We start from the raw sequence: 23,631 nt of genomic DNA, 5'->3' as shown, positions 1-23,631 counted from the left end.
GAGGACGTCGGTCGCCAGTTGGCAGCCTGAAGAGCAATTATATGCGACTAAAGGTGCTTGCATTAAATCAGAGCCACCACCACCCGTTCGTCCTGAGTAGCCATCGAGTAGCCGCGCAGCGGCGTATCGAGAGGGCGTATCGAAGGACAGGTTCCGCGTGACAACCTGTCCTTCGATACGGGCTCTCGATACGCCTTCGGCTACTCGATCCCTACTCAGGACGAACGGATCAGATTTAACGATCGCCGCTCTAAGGGCCACGAGCCTACCACGCCGCCCCCATAGACTTCGAAGCCCGTACCGGCGGCGTCTTTTGCCGCCAGCAATGTTGCCGATCGATGACAGCACCGCTCACCCAATATGAGTCACAAACGGCCGCGGATACCGAAGAAGAAGGAACGACCCGAATATTCGTAGAAATTCGGTACGTTGCTATAGGTGTTGAAGCGCTTGATTGCCGAACCGAGCAGGTTCGACCCTTGGACATAAACCGACACATTGTCGGTCAGGTCATAGGACAGGCTGGCCGACATCTCGTGATAGCCGTCTTCCTTGACCGGCAAATAGCCCAGATTGCCCGACTGGGCGTAGGTGTAACGCGACTGAAAGCTGTACGAGACCTGTGCGCTGATGCCGTTCTTCTCATAGAAGAGCTTGGTGTTGGCCGAGAAAGGAATCGCGCCGGGCAGGCCGGTCGTCACCGCCCCGGATGTCGCGCGTGAGTGGTTGTAAGTCAGGTTCGCCTGGACGCCGAAACCATTGTCGAGGAAATATTGACCGCCAACCTCCAGGCCATACACCTTGGCGCTGTCGCCGTTGATCACCTGATATTCGACGAAGTCGAAATTCTGCTGCTGGTTTGCGGGCTGCGCCGTCGGCGTGATCACGACATCGACCGGAACGGTCGAGACGAAACTGGTGATGTGCTTGTAGAACGCCGCCGCGGTAAGCGCGAGGCGGTTGGACGGGTAATATTCGAACGACACGTCGAACTGATCGGCGCTGGTCGGCTTCAGATTGGGATTGCCGGCATCGTAGATGATGAAGGTGCCCGACTGCGCCGAGGTCGCGTCCTTGGCTGGGGACAGTTCGCCGAAGCTCGGCCGCGAGATCGCCCTCGATGCGGCAAGCCGGACACGGAAGCCGTCCGCGATGTCATAGGCGAAATTGACCGCCGGAAGGAGGCGCAGATAGTCGCCGCCGCCATTGATCGCATCGACCGGATTGAAATTCACGTCATTGTCCTGCGTGCCGACGCGCGGGATGATGCTGGCGATGCTGGCGCCATAGCCCGTCGACGACACTTTGGTCGACACGAGGCGCAAGCCGATGTCGCCGCGCCAGCGCTGTCCGGCCAGGTTGAACTGCACATAGCCCGCCCAGGTCCGTTCCTTGATCAGATAGGATGCGGGAAGGTCGGGCTCGACCAGCTGAGTCGAATAGCCGGCGGGATAAGGCGACAACGCGCAGCCCGGGATGGGCGTGCCGGTCGCATCGAGGCAGCTGTTGGGGTCGAGGATCGCCGGGTTGTTGTCCGCGCGCGGAAGCGCCGCCAGGTACGTATCGATGTCGAAATAGGGAAAGTTGCGCGGGAAATCGCCCTGCAGCTTGGTCAGGATCGTGCCGTTGCCCGGCCGCACCACTGACGCGCCCAGCTGGCCGAAGGTGAAGGGATAGCCGCAATAATTGCAGGAAGTGGTATATTGGTTGTCGATCGTCTCGACGTTCTTGCGGCGATCGGTCCAGGCACCGCCGAAGGTGATCGACTTGAACGTGTCATTGTCCACCTCATAGGTGACATCCAGCTTCACGCCCTGCGTGCGATCCTCGATATTCTGGCCCTGGATTCCGATATAATGCGCCCGGAAATCGTCATTGGTCGCCTGATCGAGCGTGCGTCCGCCGGGAATCGTGATGTCGAGGTCCGGGATGCCGCCCGCACGTGTCGCGAAAACCGCTGACGCGCCGGGAATGCCGGCCACGACGAACCGGTTCTGCCCGCCCGTATTGTCGCGCGCCTTTCCGTAATAGCCGTCGATCGCGACCTTCAACCGGTCCGCGGCCTGCCAGTCGACATGGCCGCCGATCTGATAGGTCTGGCTGTTGCGCGGCTCGTCAGTGGTCAGCACCTCGCTGACGAGATCATTGATCGCAAAGCCGGTGACGACATTGTGGGCATCGATCTTGATCGATGCCGGATCCCAGCGCAGCGACCCGTCATCGCCCAGCGGATTGAGATAGTTGGACGAGCGATAATTGTGCTGCGTGACATTATACCGGCTGTAGATACCGTCGATCGTCAGCTCGAATGCGCTGGACGGCTTCCACTGGAACGCGCCCGCCGCGCCAATCCGTTCGCGCTCGCCCTGCACGGTGCCGACGCTGTAATAGTCGGGCCAGATATAGGCTGGACCATCGGCGTCGGGATTGATCTTGCCGTCCCGGTTGAAGTCGACGCCATAGGCGGCCTCCGTCCCGTCCGTGATCGAATATTCGCCCAGATTGTCGGTGCGGAACTTGTACCTGTTGTAGCTCGCGCCGGCGATGATGCCCATCGTGTCGTTGGCGAAGGTCGCGCTGACGACGCCAGTGACCTTGTAGCCGCCCTTCTCGACGAAATCATTATACTGGCCTTCCACCGAGCCGGTGGCGTGAACCCCTGGGCGGTCGAGCGGACGCGCGGTGCGCAAGTTGATGTTGCCGCCGATGCTGCCCTCCAGCTCCGACGATCGCACCGCCTTCTGCACTTCGGCGCCCGAAATGATTTCCGATGGCAGCACGTCGAAGGCGAAGGATCGATCGGTGCCGTCGGTCGGGAGAATGCGGCCGTTGAGCGTGGTAATGGCGAAATTCTCGCCAAGCCCGCGGATCGTGACCGAGCGTCCTTCGCCGCGGCCGTCGCGGCCGACGGTCACGCCCGGAATGTTGGCGAGTGCTTCGGCGACGTTGCGGTTGGGAAACTTGCCCAGTTCCTCGGCGGAAATGGCGTCCACGATCGTATCCGCGCTGCGCTTGGCCTGGATCGAGCGCAGCAAGCTGCCGCGGACACCGCGCACGACGATATCGGGGGCGTTGTCCGACGCGTCGGTATCGCCGGCCTGCTGTGCCGGATCCGGTTCGGCCGTTACGGATGTGGCTTCCTGAGCATAGGCCGATGCAGTGGGAACGGTCAGCAAGGCCGCTGCGCTGACCCCGGTAAGCACCACATTCCGCAAAATGCGTCGTTGCGTCATCGCCATTCCCCTTATCAGCTGCACGATCCTTGGAGCCTGAATGGATTCGCGCGATTTATTGCGATTTGGTATCCCCACCGTAGCGAAACTGTCAAATAGAAAAGAAACGAAACTTCCGCTTTGTTGTGCGAGCAATTTTAGGCTGATATGCAGGGCCGGAACGGGAGGAAGCCAATATGTCCGTCACGCGGGACACCAGTGGTAGGAGACAGCAGATCAGTGCCTTGGTGCGGGAGCGCGGCAGCGTGCAGGTCGTGCCACTCGCCGAACGCTTCGGCGTATCGATGCAGACGATCCGAAAGGACCTTCATTACCTGGCGAAGCGCGGCATCGCCGAGCGATCCTATGGCGGCGCGATCGCGACCGATGCCGTCAACGTCGCGGCGGAGCCTCCGGTCGAGGCCAAGCGCGCGATCAACGTCGACGAAAAGGCGCGCATCGGGGCGCTGGCGGCGGCCATGGTGATGCCGGGCGATTCGATCGTGCTCGATTCAGGCACCACCGCGCTGCAGATCGCGCTGCACCTGGCTGACAGCGACGAGGTTACCGTGCTGACCAACGATCTGGATATTCTCTGCGCGCTGGCGAGCAAGGAGCGCATCAACGTCGTGATGCTGGGCGGCACGTTGCGGCGGCGCAACCGCGCCTTTTACGGGGCACAGACCGAGAGCGCGTTCGACGACCTGCATGTCGACAAGCTGTTCCTCGGCGTGGACGGGTTCGATATCGAGCGTGGCATCACCACGCATTTCGAGCCGGAGGCCGTGCTCAACCGAAAGATGGTCAAGGCGGCGGGACAGGTCATCGCGGTCACCGACCGGTCCAAGTTCGGCCGAGTCTGCCTGCACCGAATCATGAACGTGGCCGAGATCGACGATCTCGTTACCGATACCGCCGATGCCGGAATGCAGGCAGCCGCCGACCGCCTGGGCTTTCGCCTTCACATCGCCTGAGCTTAGCCCCCGGTTCAGCTCTTGAGCTTGAAGAAGCGCTGGGCGTTTTTCCAATAGATCTTGTCGATCACCGCGCGGGGGAGGTCCAGCCCCCTGGCGTCGGCGCTGATCGCATCGACCCGCTGGCTGAGCGGGGTAGCCAGATAGCGCCAGTCGGCGCGCCACACCTGGTCCGCCTCCTTGGGAAAATCGCTGGTGGCGGGCGGATTCTGGGCGCGTGCGGCAGGATCGGGCGGGCTGTCGGTCAGGTCGGTGCCATACAGGATGCGGTCCTGATATTTGACGAAGAAGGCGCGCACCTTGCCGATATCGGCATTGGACTGGACCTGCAGGTTGGACATTCGTGCCGCGAGATCCACGACCGTGTTGGGATAGCGATCGAAGAACCGCGCCAGTTCGTCCACGCTCCATTCGAGGCTCGCCATATGCGCGCCGTCAAAGGCCAGCCCGGGATGGCGGGCGACGAACCGGTCGCGCGCCGCCATCAACGCCTCGTAGCGTGGCTCCTCGGGGTGGAGAAACATGTAATATTCGGGATGCTCCCTGAAATAGGAGCGATCATTCTCGGTCGTCATCTGCTCGAGCGGCAGCCAGCAATTCTTCGGCTCGGCCTGGTGCGCGATCAGCGGCACGCCGCGCTTTTCGATGTGCGCCATCACGCCATCGAAGCGCGGATCGTCCAAGAAGACGCGCTTTCCCTGCGCATCGGTCGCGACCATGCCGATATTTTTCCACACCTTCACGGCCACCGCGCCCCGCGCGAACGCCTCGTCGAGCGCGCGGTTGGTGCGCTCGGTCCAGCCCGGCGTTCCGAAACCCCGCATGGAAAATGTCGTCGCAAAGTGGAAGCGCCGGGCATCGATCGCCTGCATCTGATGCGCGGCCACCGCCTGCATCGGCAACGGCGGGAAGTCGGGATAGTCGACATTGATCGACAGCAACGCCATCCCGTCGCGCCGCGCCACGTCCAGGAACCGCGGATCCGTCACATTGGCATGGACATGGGCGTCGAACTTGGCGACGCGCGCGAAATCCGCCTCGCCATAGCCCGGCGCAGGCGCAGCCGCGCCGGCCAGCAGTGCCGAGGTCAGCGCCATCATGGCCTTCAGTGAACGCATCTCGACCCTCCAAAACAAATGAAACGAAAGAAAACGATCAATAAAATTGCGAATATGGTTTGCGCCGCCGCTGCGGTTCGTGCAACATCTTTCTCCAAGGCTGCGCGTTTGCGATGCCAGCCGATATCAGGGGAGCCCTTCGTCATGCTGTCCAACCTCGTCGATCGCCGCGGCCTGCTCGGCCGCCTGATGGCCGGCGCTGCCCTGGTGTCCGCCCCGGCGCTGACGGGGCGCACATGGGCCGCCACACCCGCAGGCGTGACGCTGTCGGACGGCACGCTGACGATCGAGTTCGATGCCGCGATGCGGTCGCGCCTATCCTATGGCGGCAAGCCGGTGACGCCGATGGCAGCCGGCGAGGCATTGTTCCTCGCCGGTCATCGCCCGCTGGATCGCTTCCTGCTGCTCGACCATGAAGAGACGTCGATATCCGGCCCGCACGGCCCGGGCCGGCGGCATCGACTGCGCGCGACCGCCAGCGGCGCGGTGGAGCAGTTGCTCGATATCATTTTCCTCGATCATTATCCCGGCCTCGCCCTGTACGAGCTGCGCTATCGCAACACCGGAGACCTGCCGCTGGCGGCCGTCGGCTGGCGCGTCGCCACGCATGACCTGCTGGCGGACCCGGCGGGCGCATGGACCTTCGCCGGCGCTTCCTATCCCGATCGCCGCGACTGGGTGCAGAAGGTCGCGCCCGGGTTCGAACAGCGCAACTTCATGGGCATGAACGGTTCCGACTATGGCGGCGGCACCCCGGTCGCGGTGGTGTGGCGGCGCGATGTCGGCCTCGCGGTCGGCCATATCGAACCGGTGCCGCGGCTGATCTCGCTGCCCGTCGCGGCGCAACCGGATGGGACGCGCATCGGGCTCTCGGGCGACGAACCAGCCTTGCTTGCGCCCGGCGCCACGCTGGCCCTGCCGACCGCCTTTCTGATGGCGCATGGCGGTGACCATTTTCGCCCTCTCGACGCCTATCGCCGCATCATGGCCGAGCGCGGCCTCGCCGCCCCCGCCATCCCCGAATCGAGCTATGGTCCGATCTGGTGCGCTTGGGGCTATGAGCGCAATTTCACCCCCGAACAGGTGTACGGCACACTGCCCAAAGCCAGGGAATTGGGCTTCGAATGGGCGGTCCTCGACGACGGCTGGCAGACATCGGAGGGTGACTGGAAACTGGATCGCCGGAAATTCCCGCGCGGCGACGCGGACATGAAGGCGTTCGCTGACCGTATCAAGGCCGACGGCATGCGTCCGCGCCTGTGGCTGGCCCCGCTCGCGGTCGATCCCGGCACTGATCTTCTGCGCGACCATCCTGACATGCTGATTCTCGACCGCGACGGCGCCGCGCAGAATGTCAGCTGGTGGAGCGCTTTCACCATGTGTCCGGCCTATCCGCCGACGGTCGAGTTCTTCCGCGCGCAGGTACGCCGCATCATCGGCGACTGGGGCTTTGAGGGGCTGAAGCTCGACGGGCAGCACCTGAACGGTGTCGCGCCCTGTTACAACCCCGCGCACAACCATGCGCGACCCGAGGAATCGTTCGAGAAACTGCAGGATTTCTGGAAGGCGGTTTATGACGAGGCGATCGCCATCAACCCGCAAGCGGTGATCGAGATATGTCCGTGCGGCGACAGCTTCGCCTTCCACAACATTCCGGCGATGAACAACACGCCGGCGTCCGACCCCACCTCATCATGGCAGGTCCGGCTGAAGGGCAAGACGTTCAAGGCGCTGATGGGACCGTCCGCGCCCTTTTCCGGCGACCATGTCGAATTGAGCGACGGGCGCGACGATTTCGCCTCCACCTACGGGATCGGCGCGATCCCTTCGACCAAATTTACCTGGCCGAAGGACGTGCCCAATCCCACTGATCCTCTGCCGCCCGGCGGCTATCTGCTCACCGCGGAGAAGGAAGCGCTGTGGCGCAAGTGGATCGATCTGTACCGCGCCAACATGCTCTCCAAAGGCCGCTATCTCGGCGATCTCTACGATATCGGTTTCGACAAGCCGGAAGCGCACGCGATCGAACGTGACGGCGTGATGCATTACGCCTTCTATGCCGAGAAATGGGATGGCCCGCTCACGCTGCGTGGCCTCGGCACCGGGCGCTATGTCCTCACGGACGGTTTTACCGGCAGCCCGCTCGGGACCGCCACCGCGGCACGCAACAGCCTCCAGGCGAGCTTCCGGCACTTCCTGCTCGTTCGGGCCAGCCCGGCGCGGGAAGACAAGGCATGAGTGGGGCGGTTGTGCCGTCGGGTCGCGCCTGGCTGATCAACGCGTTGGCAACCGTCATCCTCTGGGGAATATGGGGCGCATTTTCCGGTCTTTCCGCTCAGCACGGCTTTCCGGAGACCCTGGTCTATTGCGTCTGGGCACTGACGATGATTCCGCCCGCGCTGGTGGTGCTGGGGCTGGCCGGCTGGCGGCTCGACGCCTCGCCACGCGCGATCGGCTATGGTCTGGCGATCGGGCTGCTCGGCGCCGGCGGCCAGATGGTGTTGTTCTACGCCGTCGCGCGCGGGCCGGCCTATCTCATCTTTCCGATCATTTCACTGTCGCCGATCGTGACGATCGCCTTGTCGTTCGTGCTGATGCGCGAACGCACCGGGCGACTGGGCGCGTTCGGTATCCTGCTCGCGCTGCTCGCGCTGCCGACCTTCGATTTCGCGCCGGGCAGCGGAGGCGGCGCATCGGCCGCCTGGCTCATACCGGCGATGATCGTGATGCTGTGCTGGGGCGTCCAGGCCTATTTCATGAAGGCAGCCAATCACGTCATGTCGGGCGAAAGCATCTTCGTCTACATGACGCTCTCCGGGCTGGTGCTGATCCCGGTGGCCTGGGCGATGACGGACTGGGGCCAGCCGATCAACTGGGGACTGGATGGTCCGTGGCTCGCCGCGCTGATCCAGGTGCTCAACGCGATCGGCGCGCTGACGCTCGTCTTCGCGTTTCGCTACGGCAAGGCAATCATCGTCGCCCCGCTCGCCAATGCCGGCGCGCCGCTGGCCACTGCCTTGCTGTCGCTGGTGATTCTCGGCGTGGTGCCTGGCCCCCTCAAGACGATCGGCATCCTGCTCGCGCTCGTCGCCTCGCTGCTGCTGGCGATCGAGCCCGACGCGAAGGATCCGGACGCCATTGTCGAAACAAATTAGTTTCGTTATATTTCGTTTCGTTGCTTTTATCCGGACGCCGCGATAAAGGCCTTCCGAAGGAGCCGATGTGCAGGCGATTCTAGAGATGGTGCTTCGGCACAAGGCCGGCGAGCGGATCGGCGTGACCTCGGTCTGTTCGGCGCACCCATTGGTGATCGAGGCAACGTTGCGCCACGCGCTCGTCACCGGCCAGCCGATCGCATTGATCGAAGCCACCTCGAACCAGGTCAACCAGGACGGCGGCTACACCGGCATGGTCCCGGCCGACTACCGCGATTTCGTCCGGGCAATCGCAACCGCGGTCGGATTCCCGACGGATCGCCTCGTGCTCGGCGGCGACCATCTCGGCCCCAATGCATGGGTAGCCGCGCCGGCCGCCGAGGCGCTGGACAAGGCAGAAGTGATGGTTGCGGATTATGTCCGCGCGGGATTCCGCAAGATCCATCTCGACTGCTCGATGAGTTGCGCCGACGATCCCGTGCCGCTGCCCGAAAGAACCATTGCCGAGCGCGCGGCACGGCTGTGCCGCGCTGCCGAGGACGCGTTCGACGGCGATCCGGCCGACGCGCCGGTCTATGTTATCGGCACCGAAGTACCGGTTCCGGGCGGTGCCGCGGAGGATCTCGGCGACCTGGCCGTCACCGCCCCTGAAGCGGCGATCGCGACGATCGGCATGCATCAGGACTTGTTTCGCGCATCCGGCCTGGAGAGCGCCTGGGACCGCGTCATTGCCACAGTCGTGCAGCCCGGTGTCGAGTTCGACCACGACAAGGTGGTCGATTACCGGCCTGAGCGCGCCACCGCGCTGAGCCATGCGATCGAGCAGTTCGACCATATCGTGTTCGAGGCGCATTCCACCGATTACCAGACACCCGACGCGCTCGCCGCCCTGGTACGCGATCATTATGCGATCCTGAAGGTTGGTCCCGGGGTTACTTTCGCGTTGCGCGAGGCGCTCTGGGCGCTCGACGCGATCGAGGCGGAGACGATTCCCGCCGGCGACCGCGCTGCGTTGCGCGCCGTTACCGTGTCCCGCATGCACGCAGCGCCGAAGCATTGGCGGAAATATTACCATGCCACCGACGCGGCGCTCGATCTCCAGCTGCAATACAGCCTGTCCGACCGGATCCGCTATTACTGGCCCGATCCGGAGATCGCCGCGGCGCAGGAGGCGCTGTTCGCCAATCTGCGCCGGACACCGCCCCCGCTGGCGCTGGTCAGCCAGTATCTGCCGCTCGCCTACGCCGCGGTACGCGCCGGCCATACGACACTCGACCCGGCGGCGCTGACCATGGCGCATATCGCCGCCACGCTCGACGCCTATCATGGAGCTTGCTTTCCCAATGCCTGATACCCTGCTCGCCCCCGAGGCCGACGGCCTCGGCACGTCCTGGACTCGTCGCGAAATCGACCAGCAGCCTGAGACGCTCCGCGCCACCCAGGCGCTGCTGCGCGACCGGAAGGCCGAGATCGAAGCGTTCGTCACCCCTTTGCTTGCCCGGCCCGATCTCCGCATCGTGCTGACCGGCGCGGGAACCTCGGCGTTCATCGGAGAGTGCCTCGCGCCCTGGCTCTCGGGCGTGCTCGATCGCCCGGTCGAGGCGATCGCCACCACCGACATCGTCAGCGCGCCATCGCTGTACTTGCGCCCAGAAGCGCCGACGCTGCTGGTGTCGTTCGGCCGCTCGGGCAGCAGCCCGGAGAGCGTCGCCGCGGTCGACCTGGTCGAGGCGATAGTGGCCGAAACCTATCATCTCATCGTGACCTGCAATGTCGAAGGCGATCTGGCCAGGCGCGCCGAGAACAACACCTGCGTCGTGGTATTGCCGGAGGCGACGCACGATCGCGGTTTCGCCATGACCTCGAGCTTCAGCGCGATGATGCTGGCGGCGTTGTCCATCCTCGGCGGGATCGAGGCGGTCGATGCGCGCGGACCCGCGATCGCGGCGGCGGTGGAGGACGTGCTCACGCGGTGCGAGCCCCTTGTCGCCGACCTTGCAACGCGTGGGTTCAAGCGCGTCGTCTATCTCGGCAGCGGCGTATTCAAGGGCCTCGCCCGCGAGGCCGCGCTCAAATTGATGGAACTGAGTGACGGCGCGGTCGTCACCGCGTTCGACACCGCGCTCGGCTTCCGCCACGGGCCCAAGACGATCGTCGATGCCGACACGCTCGCCGTGGTGTTCGTCTCCAACGATCCGCTCACGCGCCGCTACGATCTCGACATCGTCGAGGAACTGCGCAGCGACGGCCATTGCGGCGCGCTTGCGGTGATCTCCGCTCAGCCCGGCGACGGCGCGGACATCACGGTCGCCGGCATGGCCGATGCGGTCGATGCCGATCTGCTCTTTCCGTTCATCGTGCCGGCGCAAATGTTCGGCCTGCACGTCTCGCTCGCGCAGGGCCTCGCTCCCGACCGTCCCAATGCCAGCGGCACCGTCAACCGCGTCGTACAGGGCGTGCGGATCTACGCCGCGCAAGCATGACCGACGCCGCATATTTTCTGGGCGTGGACGGCGGCGGGACCAAGACCGAATTCGTCTGCATTGACGCCGCCGGCGCGATGGTCGCGCGCGCGGTGACCGGTACGACCTATCATATCGAGGTCGGGATGGACGAGGCGCTGGCACGGCTCAAACAAGGCATCGCCGCGATTTGCGGTCAGCTCGAGATTCTACCCGACGCGCTCAGCTTCGTTTTTTTTGGCCTGCCTGCCTATGGCGAAGACAAGGTCGTCGACCCACAGCTTCATGCGGCCTGTGGCCGCCTGCTCGGCCATGAGCGCTACGCCTGCGGGAACGACATGGTGTGCGGCTGGGCGGGCTCGCTCGGCTGCCAGGATGGGATCAACATCGTCGCGGGCACGGGCTCGATCGCCTATGGGGAACGGCAGGGCAAAGCGGCGCGCGCGGGCGGTTGGGGCGAAGTATTCGGCGACGAAGGTTCGGCCTATTGGATCGCGGTTCAAGGCCTCGCGCTATTTTCGCGCATGAGCGACGGCCGCGCGGCGAAGGACCTGTTGTACGGCCGGATCGTCGAGGCGCTGGCGCTCGACGACGATCTTGACCTTTGCCAGCGTATCATGGGGCCGGCGGCGATGAGCCGTGGCGAGGTGGCCGGTCTGGCGGGTTTGGTGTCGGGCGCGGCCGCCGACGGCGATAGCGGCGCCAACGCAATCCTGGTGGCAGCCGCCCATGAACTCGCGGCGCTGGCGATTGCCTTGCGCGATGTGCTGGGTTTTCCGCCCGATGTCAGGGTGCCGCTGTCCTGGTCGGGCGGCGTCTTGTCGCGGGAGCCCCTGGTCCGGAACGCGTTCATACGGATCGTCAGCGAAACCGGCCGCTTCGCGCTGGCTGACCCACTTCACGCACCGGGCTATGGCGCCGCCCTGTATGCCGAACGGTTGGCGCATAGCCGAGGCGTAGGAAGACTCGGGAACCGCCCGTAGGGGTAGTTAAATAGCGGGATATAGACACGACGGCGCCTGATCGATGGAAACCTTTGTGTCCAGATTTGTGACCTAGTTCCCTCTTTGACGTCGCTTGGACAAGATTAGATAGTTGCGAAAGCCGCAGATTTCTGCGGGTCTCGAATATGTGCCGGTTTAGGCCCTTCATCCTCCCGTCGCCCGCCGGGTGGGCGGGGTCCCACGCTCCGGTGGGATCGATTGTGGTTTACGGCAGCCACCGCTCCGGAACATCTCGCCCCTCAGATGGCCCGGCTGGCACAGAACTGGCCCGCCATAAGGAATGAGGCGATGGCGATGAAAAGCGACGACCTGCAGCGCACCGACGAGATCGCTGACGCAACAACGACCGCGGAAAGCTCGCAAGAGCCGAATTTCCGCTTCTACGACAACCGACAGAAATATCTGATGTTCGTGAACACCTGCTCTGAAAAGTGGGTAGTGGCTGAACGCGTCGCCCGTGAGCTCAAGAAGCTGAAGCCCGTCCCGCCGGCCGTGCGCTTCTTCGATGCCGGTATGGGCGACGGTACGGTCCTCGCCCGGGTGATGCGCTCGATGCACGAGGCTTTCCCGCGTTTTCCATTCCTGATCGCCGGCAAGGAGATCAGCCTTGAGGACGTCCGCCTGACCCTGGACAAGATGCCGGACCGCTTCTTCGAGCATCCGGAGACCGTTCTGGCGCTCACCAATATTTCCTATGCTGAGGCGCCGCACCTGGTACCAGCGAAGCCTGAAGTGCGGGAACGCATGACCTGGCAGGCAGTAGCCCTCAAGGGCACCACCACGGCCGAGTTCGAGCGCCAGATCCTGGAACTGCAGCCGTTCCTCGCTCAGAACTGGCGCACCCGCGTTTCGGAAAAGACAGGCAGTCTCATCCCGGAAACACCAGCGACATTGATCCTCTACCGCGAGGATTGCGCCTTCATGCTGGAGGATGTGATCCCCAAACGGGACGAGCCGGTCGCCAGCTACGACCTGGTCGTGGCGAGCCAGCCCTTCCGTCTCAGCGCCTCCACCGAATTCAAGGCGAAGCGAGTGCTGGCCCCGCTCGCCCGCGCCCTTCGGCAGGACGGCAGACTTCTTGGCATCCATTCCGCCGGCAATGATCCGGGACTGGACATCATTCAGCTCGTCTGGCCCGCCGAAGATCCCTTTACCATGTCCCGCCACGCCTTGCTCGATGCGACGCGCAAGGCGATGGGCGATGAAGCGCGCGACTTTCGGTTCGATGCCCTGCCGACGTCGGAAGCGCTCTTCAGATACGAGATGCACACCTTGCCCGACGAACTCGATAGCGAGCGAGCGTCGATCGGCACCTCGACTCTGCTCGCCGCCTGGAATGCCGCAACCTATGTCGCCCAGATCGACGATGAACGCCTGTCAGAGGCGATGAGCAACTCCGCCTATCTCGAGGCGACGCGGAAAGTGCTCCGGAAGAATGGCGAGCTTTGGTTCAACGACGAAAGCTACGTCATCGTCCGCAATCCGCGCGCGGCCTGACGCCGCCACCTGCGATTTTATCGAAAGAAGGGGAGCCACATGGCCCGCAATGATTTCCTGTTCACGTCCGAATCCGTTTCCGAAGGCCATCCCGACAAGGTCTCCGACCAGATCAGCGACGCGATCGTCGATCTGTTCCTGTCCAAGGATCCCGAAGCGCGGATCGGGTGCGAGACGCTGACGACCACCCAATTGATCGTGCTGGCGGGCGAGATCCGCTGCAAGGGCGTCTATGAGGACGGCCAATGGGCACCCGGCGCGCTCGAGGAGATCGAGCAGACGGTGCGCAATACGGTTCGCGAGATCGGCTATGAGCAGGAAGGTTTCCACTGGGAGACGCTGACCTTCTACAACAAGCTGCACGGTCAGTCGGCGCACATCGCCCAGGGCGTGGATGCGAGCGGCAACAAGGATGAAGGCGCGGGCGACCAGGGCATAATGTTCGGCTTCGCCTGCGACGAGACGCCCGATCTGATGCCGGCGACACTCTATTACAGCCACAAGATCCTCGAGCGCATGGCAGCCGACCGCCATGCCGGCACGGCGGCGTTCCTCGAGCCGGATGCCAAGAGCCAGGTGACGCTGCGGTTCGACGAGAACGGCAAGCCCCTGGCCGCGACCGCGATCGTCGTGTCGACCCAGCACGCACCGGGTTATGACAGCGGCGCGAAGGAAGCGGAGCTCAAGAGCTATGTCCGCTCGGTCGTGGCCGAGATATTGCCCGCCGCCTTGTTGTCCGATGCGACCGAATATCACATCAACCCGACCGGCAGCTTCGAGATCGGCGGGCCGGACGGCGATGCCGGGCTTACCGGCCGCAAGATCATCGTCGACACCTATGGCGGTGCGGCGCCACATGGCGGCGGCGCGTTCAGCGGCAAGGATCCGACCAAGGTCGATCGGTCCGCCGCCTATATCACGCGTTATCTCGCCAAGAACATCGTTGCCGCCGGTCTCGCCACGCGCTGCACGATCCAGCTCGCTTACGCGATCGGCGTGTCGAAGCCGCTGTCGCTTTATGTCGACACGCATGGCACCGGCACCGTCAGCGACCGGGCGCTCGAAGCGGCGATCGGCGGCATCGCGAAGCTCGGCGGGCTCACCCCGCGCGGCATCCGCACCTATCTGAGCCTGAACAAGCCGATCTATCGCAAGACCGCTGCCTATGGCCATTTCGGCCGCGCGCCGGAGGGCGATCTGTTCCCCTGGGAACGCACCGACCTGATCGACGACCTCAAGGCTGCCATCGCCTGACCGGCTTCCTCCCCTTCATGTCACGGACCTCATCATGACCCTCACGCTCGATACCGCCCCCACGCCTGTCACCCAAGACTATGTCGTTGCCGACATCGATCTCGCCGATTTCGGCCGCAAGGAGATCAACATCGCCGAGACCGAAATGCCCGGTCTCATGTCGCTGCGCGAGGAGTTCGGTGCATCGCAGCCGCTGAAGGGCGCGCGCATCACGGGCTCGCTGCACATGACGATCCAGACCGCGGTGCTGATCGAGACGCTGACCGCGCTCGGCGCCGATGTCCGCTGGGCGACCTGCAACATCTTCTCCACCCAGGACCATGCCGCCGCCGCGATCGCCGCGACCGGCGTGCCGGTGTTCGCCGTGAAGGGCGAGAGCCTGGCCGACTATTGGGACTATGTCGGCGACATCTTCAACTGGGGCGCCGGCACCGCCAAAGAAAATGGGGGCGCCACCACCGCCAACATCATCCTCGACGATGGCGGCGACGCCACCATGTTCGCACTCTGGGGTGCGAAGATCGAGGCCGGCCACACGCTGGGCGAGCCCGAGAATGAGGAGGAAGTCGAGTTCCAGCGCGCGCTGAAGGCGTTCCTTGCCAAATATCCCGGTTACCTGACCGAGACGGTCAAGAACCTGAAGGGCGTCTCGGAAGAGACCACCACCGGCGTTCACCGCCTGTACGAGATCGCGAAGAAGGGTGAACTGCCCTTCCCGGCGATCAACGTGAACGACAGCGTGACCAAGTCGAAGTTCGACAACCTCTATGGCTGCAAGGAATCGCTGGTCGACGCGATCCGCCGTGCCACCGACGTGATGCTCGCCGGCAAGGTCGCGACCGTCGCCGGCTTCGGTGACGTCGGCAAGGGCTCGGCCCAGTCGCTCCGCAACGGCGGCGCGCGCGTGATGGTGACTGAAGTCGACCCGATCTGCGCGCTGCAGGCAGCGATGGAGGGCTTCGAGGTCGTGACGATGGAAGAGGCTGTCACCCGCTCGGACATCTTCGTGACCGCGACCGGCAATGCCGACGTCATCACCGCCGATCACATGAAGGCGATGAAGCCGATGTCGATCGTGTGCAACATCGGCCATTTCGACAGCGAGATCCAGATCGCGGCGCTCAGCAATTACGAGTGGACCGAAGTGAAGCCGGGCACCGACCTGGTGAAGTTCCCGGACGGCAAGCAGATCATCGTGCTGGCCAAGGGCCGCCTGGTGAATCTGGGCTGCGCGACCGGCCACCCGTCGTTCGTCATGTCGGCCAGCTTCACCAACCAGACGCTGGCGCAGATCGAGCTCTTCACCAAGGGCGAGAACTACAAGAACGACGTGTACGTCCTGCCGAAGCATCTCGACGAGAAGGTCGCGGCGCTGCACCTCGAAAAGCTCGGCGTGAAGCTGTCGACGCTCACCGCAAAGCAGGCCGGCTATATCGGCGTGCCCGTCGAGGGCCCGTTCAAACCCGATCATTACCGCTACTGAACCGAAACGATGGAAAGCTCGCTCACGGTGCCCAGCGCCGGCCTGCCCAGTGATCCGGCGACGATCGTGCGCGAACGCATTATCGATCTCGCGCGCGAGGCCTCCTATGAGGTCTCCGCGCGCGATGCCAAGGGTGTAGATGCGGCGATCGCGCTACTGCCACCCGGAACGCAGATATCGGTCACGTGGCTGCCGCAGGACAGCGACGACGATCGGGTCGGAACCGCCCGCCGTCTGCGCGACGCCGGCTTCGATCCCATCCCGCACATCGCCGCGCGGATGATCAACGACACAGCGCAGCTTGAGCGGCTCCTGGGTCGGCTGTGCGCCGCCGGCGTCGCCCAATTGCTGGTAATCAGCGGCGATGTGAAGCAGGCGGTGGGCCCCTTCGGGGATAGCACCGCGCTGATCCGCAGCCCGGCCTTCGCGCAGCCCGGACTGCGCCATATCTGGCTCGGAGGTTATCCCGAAGGTCATCCAAAGGTGGAACACGCGGTGTTGCGCGCGACTCTGGATGCCAAGATCGCGGCGATCCACGGGCTCGGGATGACTGCCGGCGTCATTACCCAGTTCTGCTTCGACGCCCGTCCGATTTTGACCTGGATGGACGATTTTCGCGCACGCCATGCCGAAACTACCGTTCGGGTCGGGCTCGCCGGACCAGCGGGCGTTCGTACACTGCTTCGTTACGCCGCGATCTGCGGGGTAGGCACCTCTACCAAGGCGATCGTCTCGCGGGGGGCTTCGATAGCACGGCTGCTCAGCGACGCCGCGCCCGATCCCATCATCCGCGATCTGGCGGAGACCGCGGCGTTCCACGATCTCCAGCCGCTGGGTTTCCATCTATTCCCCTTTGGCGGGCTGGACCGCACCGCGCGTTGGATGGGGGCGATCGCCGCGGGGCGCTTCCGGCTGCGCGATTCCGAATGGGGCTTTCAGGCGCTGGACCAGTGATGACCGACTCCTATCTCCTCACGCTCTCCTGCACTGACAGGCCCGGGATCGTTGCCGCGATCTCGACCTATCTCACCGAGTGCGGCGGCAATATCCTCGAGGCTCAGCAGTTCGAGGACGCCGAGACCGGACGTTTCTTCATGCGCGTCGAATTTGCGCTGGACGGGCGAGCACCGTTCGAACAGGTGCGCGAGCGATTCCAGCCCCTCGCCGCCAGGTTCGCGATCGACTGGCAGATGCGCGCTCGGGCTGAGCGTCGGCGCGTCCTTATCCTCGTTTCCCGGCCCGACCATTGTCTGGTCGATCTGCTGTATCGCCTGCGAACCGGCGATCTCGCGATGACAGTGGTCGGCGTGGCTTCCAATCATCCACGCGAGGCGTTGGCGACACCCCTTCTCGATGACCTGCCCTTTTACCATCTGCCGGTCACGACCGCGACGAAATCGGACCAGGAAGCCCAACTCCAGGCCCTTATCGAGAAAACCGGTGCCGAACTGATCATCTTGGCGCGCTACATGCAGATCCTGTCGAACCGGATGGCGGCTTATCTCTCCGGTCGTTGCATCAACATCCACCACAGCTTCCTGCCGGGCTTCAAGGGGGCCAAACCCTATCATCAGGCCTATGCCCGGGGCGTGAAGATGATCGGTGCCACTGCGCACTATGTCACTTCGGACCTCGATGAAGGGCCGATTATCGCTCAGGATGTAGAGACGATCACGCATGCGGACCGGCCCGACGACCTGGTGGCAAAGGGGCGCGACATCGAACGCCGCGTGCTCTCCAGGGCGGTAAAGCTGCACCTCGAGGATCGCGTGCTCCTCAACGGCGCGAAAACCGTCGTGTTCCGCAATTGAGCCGGGGCTTGTCGCGAATGACCGGACCTCGCGCCCCTGCCGAGCGCATCGACGGACGTGCGATCGCCGACAGGCTCGATGCGGACACTCAAGCCGCGGTGCAAGCCATCGTCGCGCGCCACCGGCACCCGCCAGGACTCGCCGTGGTTCTCGTCGGAAGCGACCCCGCGAGCGAGGTTTATGTCGCTCGCAAGGTGGAGGCTTGCCGACGCGTCGGCATCGCCTCAACCGAACATCGCCTCCCCGCTGATACGCCACAGGACCGGCTTCTTGAACTGATCACACAACTCAACGCCGATCCCACGCTGCACGGTGTCCTGGTTCAGGTGCCGCTCCCCGCGCATATCGACGAAGGCGCGATCCTTGATGCGATCGATCCAGCCAAGGACGTGGACGGCTTCCACCCGGTCAATGTCGGGCGTCTCTCGACGGGGACTGGCGGACTCGTCCCCTGTACGCCGCTCGGCGTGATGATGCTGCTCGACAGTGTACTCGACGATTTGACCGGGCTTCACGCCGTGGTGATCGGCAAGTCGAACATCGTCGGAAAGCCGATCGCGATGCTGCTGCTCGAACGCGAAGCGACCGTGACGATCACGCATATCGAGACACGTGGCCTTCCCGACATCGTCCGCAAGGCCGACATCGTCATTGCAGCGGCGGGCGCCCCGCGGCTCGTACGCGGCTTCTGGATCAAGGAAGGTGCCGTCATTATCGACGTCGGCATCACGCGAATTATCCAGCGTGACGGCAAGACGAAGCTCGTTGGCGACGTCGCGTTTGACGAAGTCCAGCATGCTCGCGCGGTCTCGCCGGTGCCGGGCGGTGTGGGGCCGATGACGATCGCGTGCCTATTGACCAATACGGTCAAGGCAGCGAACCGGAAGGAATGGGCCTGAACATGCAGAGCGCGCAATGGAGCATCCATTGGCCTCAAATGCTGTTCGGGCGCGGCCGGCTTCATGCCCTCCCTCTCACCCCCGCAGGCACGAAGATCGATAGATCAACCTGAGGCGATTATAGCAAACGTCGTTTGTCACTGTCGAATTTTGTGCTTGCCGGTCTGTCCATATGTGTCATAAGCAACTACCATTCGTCATTTCAGGATGATGATTCAGGGGACTGCGTAACACGCGGACGCCGGCAGAAGATGACCGAAGCGCCAGCGTGAAATGATGAACGGCCATAAGGTCGCATCGATAAGGGGAGGCAGAATGCAGAACTCATCGTCGGTTCCCGGTCGCCGCCGGGTTGCAGCGCGGCTCAGTGGATCCAGCCTTGCGACCATGGCGCTGATGCTCACGGCCGTCGCCGCTCCGGCCTTCGCCCAGAGCGGTCCCACGCCGGTGCCCGCCCCCCAGGCGGAGGCGGACCCAGCTGCACAGGACGTGCCAGCCGAGGGTGAGGTTGTCGTCACCGGCTCACGCCTTGGCGCGGGGTTCACCGCCCCCACACCGGTCACTTCTATCGGCCAGGCTCAGATCGAGGATCGCGCACTGACCAGCGTCGCCGAACTGGCTTATGATATCCCGCAATTGCGCATCAATCAGAACGTCGGCAAGTCGAGCGAGCCGGTTGGCCAGAGCGTCGCGGATCTTCGCGCGCTTGGCGGTGCGCGTACGTTGCTCCTGCTCGACGGACGTCGCCTTGCGGCAACCAGCCCGTTCGGCGGAATAGACACCAATATTTTCCCATTGTCGCTGATCAAGGGCGTCGAAGTGGTGACGGGCGGCGCCTCCGCGGCTTACGGCTCCGACGCGGTTGCCGGCGTGGTCAACTTTTCGCTCGAAAAGCGGCTGGAGGGAGTCAAGATCGACGCGTCCTACGGCATTTCGGGATATAATGACTTCAAGCGCCCCGTGATTTCAGGCGCTGCGGGCCATTCGTTCCTCGACGGCCGGCTCAACGTCACGGTGGCCGGTGACTTCTATCGCAACACCGGCCAGACCACGGTGGCGACACGCCCGTGGGGCCGCGGCAACCCGATCCTGTTCAACAACCCGACCTATACTGCCACCAACGGCCAGACGAAGAATTACGTCGCCTATAACGGCCTTTACTCGCGCATGACCTTCGGCGGTCTTATCGTAATGCCGGCAACGAGTCCGCTGTACGGCACTCAATTCGGCATCAACGGCACCCCGCAGCCCTTCGTCTATGGCACGCCCGTCAACACCACCTTCATGCTGGGCGGTGGGGGTGTCTCGATCGAGGACGAGGGCAATCTCCTTCCCTCGATTACGCGCTATTCGGGCTATGGGCGGGTCAGTTTCGACGTCTCCGACAACATCACACTCTGGTCCGACATGCTATGGTCGCACGTCGAGGTGAAGTCGGATCTCGCGCCGAACTACGATCTCGGCACGCTGACGATCCAGCGCGATAACGCGTTCCTGCCTGCCTCAATCCGTACGACGATGATCGCCAATGGGATCAACTCGTTTGCCTTCGGCCGCATGAACCTCGAGGATGGCTATTCGCAGAACAACAGTAAAGCGCGAGCGATGCGTTACGCCGCCGGTGCCGAAGGCAAGATCGGCACCTGGTCCTGGGACCTGCACGTCCAGCGCTCGGAGAACACGTTCCGCCAGGAAAGCCAGAACAACCGCATCCAGTCGCGCTGGTTCCAGGGTGTCGATTCGGTGATCAGCCCGACGACACAGCAGCCGGTATGCCGAATCAATGCCAATGCCAGCACCGCTGACGACAACCCGGCCTGCGTGCCGATCAACGTGTTCGGCGCGGGCTCGATCAGCCAGCAGGCACTCGCCTGGTATCGCGGCACCTCCTTCTATGACGCGAAGATGAGCCAGGATTCGGTCGGTCTGAACTTTTCGGGGTCGCCCCTGAAGACCTGGGCCGGCGACATCAAGCTCGCGGTCGGGGGCGAATATCGCAACGAGAGCATCAAGAGCATCTCCGATGCAGTCTCGATGGTCTCGGGCTGGCGCTCCATCAACCAGCAGCCCTTCGCGGGCAAGCTCCATGTCGCGGAAGTCTATGCCGAGACCGCCGTGCCGCTGGCCAAGGACACACCGTTTCTCCAGGATCTCGAGGTGAGCGGCGCGGTGCGCTACGCGGACTATAGCTCGAGCGGCGGCGTCACCACCTGGAAGGTCGGCCTCAACTATTCCCCGATCAAGGACATCAGGTTCCGCGGAACATTATCTCGCGACATCCGCGCCGCGAACATCAACGAACTGTTCTCGGGCCAGAACCAGGTGATCAACACGATCAACGACCCGCGTACGAACGTCGCGGCTTTCGCCACGCAGCTTACCGGCGGCAACCGCGATCTCAATCCCGAAAAGGCGGACACCAAGGCATTCGGCGTGGTGCTGCAACCGACGTTCATTCCCGGCTTCAACGCCTCGATCGACTATTATTCGATCAAGATCGACAACGCGATCACCGCGGTCCCGCCTCAGACGATCGTCAACAACTGCTTCATCGCGAAGATTGCGTCGTTCTGCCCGCTCATCACTCAGAACGCCTCGAACCAGATCGTGACGATCCAGGCGACACTGATCAACGCACAGACGGTCGAAACCAGCGGGATCGATTTTGAGCTCTCCTATCGCCGTCCGGTCGACTGGTTTTCGACGACCGGCTCAATCGGCTCGCGCCTGCTCATCAACTATGTCGACAAGCTCTCTCTCACCACATCTGGCGTCACGACCAGTTCACTCGGCGACCTCGCCACCGATCCGGGCGGTCAGCCGCGCTGGAAGGCGAATTTCGACCTGACTTATACTGGCGGACCGATCCGTCTGGGCGCGTATGTCCGCTACATTGGCGGCGGCAAGTTCCGCACGATCTACGTCGACGACGTCGATCTGCCAGCCGACCAGAACAATGTGAAAGGTCGCGCCTATCTCGACCTGTCCGCCTCCTACAAGATCACCGAGAATGTCGAAGTCTATGGCAAGATCGACAATCTGCTGGATACGGCGCCACCGATCATCCCGAACAACATCGTCCAGCCGACCGTGTCCAACTCGCAGATGTACGACAAGATCGGCCGTTATTTTGTCGGCGGCGTGAGGTTGCGCTTCTGATCCGCCGTTTCGCCCCAAAAAGAGTGGAAACCCGGCGTCCGCAATGCGCCGGGCTTTCAATCGGGGCGCCAAAAAGTGAAGCCGTCCAGTGTCGTTGGAACATTGCAGCGGGCGTTCGTAACTACTGAATTGGGCTGACATTATTCGAGGGTTTGCATGCCGAGACGACAGATCGCCAGATTGCAATATCGCCTCGCAGGCGAAGGGCCCTCAGCATGAGCCAGGACGGGACGCCCAACGACCTCATCAAGCAATCGCCGATGGGATGGTATCAATATGCCATCGTGGCGATCTGCGTGCTGACCTATGCCGCGGACGGTCTCGACGTCGTTACGCTGTCCTATGCCGCGCCGTCGCTCATCAAGGAATGGGGGATTTCGACCGAGGCGTTCGGCTGGGCCTCCACAGCAACCCCGATCGGCATCGCCATCGGCTCGATCTTCATTTCGCCCTTTGCCGATCGCATCGGCCGTCGCGTGCTGACGTTGTGGCTGCTCGGCATCCTGATCGGATTACTCGTCGCCACCGCCCTCAGCCACTCGATCGTTGCCTTGATGAGCTTTCGATTGCTGACCGGCATGTGCCTGGGGGCGCTGGTGGTCTGCCTCAACGTCACCGTTTCCGAATTCAGCAACGCCCAGCGTTCGAATTTCTTCATCGGAATCCTCCATACAGGCTATTCCGCGGGGGGCATGCTGTGCGGCGCGCTCGCGGCCTTGCTGATCGAACCCCATGGCTGGCGCTCGATCTTCATGGCCGCCGCTGTGCTGAACATGCTCAGCTTCGTGCTCGCGCTCTTCCTGCTCGCCGAATCGCCGACCTTCCTCGCGGGCCAGCGCAAGCCCGGCGCTCTCGACCGGCTGAACACATTGATGCGCCGGCTCGGCAAGCCCGTTCTGACAAGCCTGCCCGAGGTCGCGGCGACCGCCAGGACGAAGCGCACTGGCGTGTCGATCATCCCGCGCGCCATGTGGTTCGGCACCGGGCTGCTGTGCCTGGCGGGATTCGTCTTCACCATCTCGGGTGGCTTCATGGCCGGATGGCGACCGCAGATCCTCGCCATCGGCGGGCTCACCATGACCTGGAACGGCATTGCGGGGATGACGACGTACGGCGCGGGCATCATCGCACATCTGACCGTGGGCAGCCTGGCGCGACGGGTCGGTGAAGTCCGCATCGCGGTCATCTTCCTGCTTGCCATGAGCGCCGCGTTCATGCTGCTCGGCGCGGTCCCGACTGGAGCCACATGGGCATTGATCGGCGCATCGACGCTGTGCGGCTTCTTCAACGTCGGCAGCTATACCTCGCTGGTTCTGGTCACGCTCAATTATCACGACGTGACGACGCGCAATGCCGGGCTCGGCATCATGATGGGCTTTTCACGCGTCGGAGGCATCATCGGGCCGTTGCTGGGCGGCTATGCGATCGGGGCCGGGCTCGGTCGATTCTGGGTGATGCTGTTGTTCGGTGGCCTGATGCTGATCCCGGCAGCCGCCGCCTTCCTCGCGCAGCGGCGCTCCGGCACGGGATCGGCGGGTCAGGGCGCCGAAGCGCTTCACTGAGCTACGAAAGCGCGGCCGGTCAGTCACCTGACCGGCCGCCC

16 protein-coding genes are annotated in these 23,631 nt (G+C 63.6%); 14 read left to right on the top strand and 2 right to left on the bottom strand.

Going from position 1 to position 23,631, the window contains the following annotated elements; genetic code table 11:
• Nucleotides 1-365: 365 nt before the first annotated feature.
• Nucleotides 366-3,233 carry a TonB-dependent receptor gene (locus ACZ1I5_RS07380; RefSeq protein ID WP_465173058.1) on the bottom strand — a complete coding sequence of 956 codons (2,868 nt, stop codon included), beginning with the start codon at nucleotides 3,231-3,233 and terminating at the stop codon, nucleotides 366-368.
• A gap of 176 nt (nucleotides 3,234-3,409) precedes the next feature.
• Here ACZ1I5_RS07380 and agaR point away from each other — a divergent pair, with 176 nt between their 5' ends.
• Nucleotides 3,410-4,186 carry a transcriptional repressor AgaR gene (agaR, locus tag ACZ1I5_RS07375; RefSeq protein WP_465173057.1) on the top strand — a complete coding sequence of 259 codons (777 nt, stop codon included), beginning with the start codon at nucleotides 3,410-3,412 and terminating at the stop codon, nucleotides 4,184-4,186.
• Nucleotides 4,187-4,200: 14 nt separating this feature from the next.
• Here agaR and ACZ1I5_RS07370 read toward each other — a convergent pair whose 3' ends face one another.
• Complete coding sequence (locus ACZ1I5_RS07370; RefSeq protein ID WP_465173056.1) at nucleotides 4,201-5,304, bottom strand: amidohydrolase family protein; 1,104 nt, start codon at nucleotides 5,302-5,304, stop codon at nucleotides 4,201-4,203.
• 144 nt (nucleotides 5,305-5,448) lie between these two features.
• Between ACZ1I5_RS07370 and ACZ1I5_RS07365 the strand changes: the two genes are divergently transcribed.
• From ACZ1I5_RS07365 to ACZ1I5_RS07305, 13 genes are all read left to right on the top strand, one after another.
• Entirely contained in the window at nucleotides 5,449-7,542 is a 2,094-nt protein-coding gene (locus ACZ1I5_RS07365) for a glycoside hydrolase family 36 protein (RefSeq protein ID WP_465173055.1), read from the top strand.
• Nucleotides 7,539-8,459 carry an EamA family transporter gene (locus ACZ1I5_RS07360; RefSeq protein ID WP_465173054.1) on the top strand — a complete coding sequence of 307 codons (921 nt, stop codon included), beginning with the start codon at nucleotides 7,539-7,541 and terminating at the stop codon, nucleotides 8,457-8,459. The genes ACZ1I5_RS07365 and ACZ1I5_RS07360 overlap by 4 nt, the downstream gene beginning before the upstream one ends.
• A gap of 67 nt (nucleotides 8,460-8,526) precedes the next feature.
• The gene (locus tag ACZ1I5_RS07355) at nucleotides 8,527-9,810 is read left to right on the top strand and encodes a D-tagatose-bisphosphate aldolase, class II, non-catalytic subunit (protein WP_465173053.1); all 1,284 of its coding nucleotides are present in this window, start codon (nucleotides 8,527-8,529) and stop codon (nucleotides 9,808-9,810) included.
• Nucleotides 9,803-10,942: an SIS domain-containing protein gene (locus ACZ1I5_RS07350; protein ID WP_465173052.1), complete on the top strand. Its 1,140-nt coding sequence runs from the start codon at nucleotides 9,803-9,805 to the stop codon at nucleotides 10,940-10,942. Before ACZ1I5_RS07355 ends, ACZ1I5_RS07350 begins: the two co-directional genes overlap by 8 nt.
• A 23-nt stretch (nucleotides 10,943-10,965) precedes the next feature.
• The gene (locus ACZ1I5_RS07345) at nucleotides 10,966-11,904 is read left to right on the top strand and encodes an N-acetylglucosamine kinase (RefSeq protein WP_465173051.1); all 939 of its coding nucleotides are present in this window, start codon (nucleotides 10,966-10,968) and stop codon (nucleotides 11,902-11,904) included.
• Between the two features lie 264 nt (nucleotides 11,905-12,168).
• Nucleotides 12,169-13,422 carry a hypothetical protein gene (locus tag ACZ1I5_RS07340; RefSeq protein WP_465173050.1) on the top strand — a complete coding sequence of 418 codons (1,254 nt, stop codon included), beginning with the start codon at nucleotides 12,169-12,171 and terminating at the stop codon, nucleotides 13,420-13,422.
• 39 nt (nucleotides 13,423-13,461) lie between these two features.
• Nucleotides 13,462-14,676 (top strand): methionine adenosyltransferase, encoded by a 1,215-nt coding sequence (gene metK / locus ACZ1I5_RS07335; protein WP_465173049.1) that lies wholly within the window; start codon nucleotides 13,462-13,464, stop codon nucleotides 14,674-14,676.
• Nucleotides 14,677-14,710: 34 nt separating this feature from the next.
• The gene (gene ahcY / locus ACZ1I5_RS07330; RefSeq protein WP_465173048.1) at nucleotides 14,711-16,159 is read left to right on the top strand and encodes an adenosylhomocysteinase; all 1,449 of its coding nucleotides are present in this window, start codon (nucleotides 14,711-14,713) and stop codon (nucleotides 16,157-16,159) included.
• Nucleotides 16,160-16,168: 9 nt separating this feature from the next.
• Entirely contained in the window at nucleotides 16,169-17,113 is a 945-nt protein-coding gene (locus ACZ1I5_RS07325) for a methylenetetrahydrofolate reductase (protein WP_465173047.1), read from the top strand.
• Complete coding sequence (gene purU / locus ACZ1I5_RS07320; protein WP_465173046.1) at nucleotides 17,113-17,970, top strand: formyltetrahydrofolate deformylase; 858 nt, start codon at nucleotides 17,113-17,115, stop codon at nucleotides 17,968-17,970. Before ACZ1I5_RS07325 ends, purU begins: the two co-directional genes overlap by 1 nt.
• 17 nt (nucleotides 17,971-17,987) lie before the next feature.
• Nucleotides 17,988-18,869 carry a bifunctional methylenetetrahydrofolate dehydrogenase/methenyltetrahydrofolate cyclohydrolase FolD gene (folD, locus tag ACZ1I5_RS07315; protein WP_465173916.1) on the top strand — a complete coding sequence of 294 codons (882 nt, stop codon included), beginning with the start codon at nucleotides 17,988-17,990 and terminating at the stop codon, nucleotides 18,867-18,869.
• Nucleotides 18,870-19,256: 387 nt separating this feature from the next.
• The gene (locus ACZ1I5_RS07310) at nucleotides 19,257-22,028 is read left to right on the top strand and encodes a TonB-dependent receptor domain-containing protein (protein ID WP_465173045.1); all 2,772 of its coding nucleotides are present in this window, start codon (nucleotides 19,257-19,259) and stop codon (nucleotides 22,026-22,028) included.
• A gap of 215 nt (nucleotides 22,029-22,243) precedes the next feature.
• On the top strand, nucleotides 22,244-23,590 hold the full coding sequence (locus tag ACZ1I5_RS07305; RefSeq protein WP_465173044.1) for an MFS transporter: 1,347 nt from the start codon (nucleotides 22,244-22,246) through the stop codon (nucleotides 23,588-23,590).
• Nucleotides 23,591-23,631 lie beyond the last annotated feature (41 nt).

Source organism: Sphingomonas sp. BL-S-30, from assembly GCF_055521475.1.
Note: the sequence above shows the minus strand (reverse complement) of the source record. Positions and strands in the feature narration are given on the sequence as shown.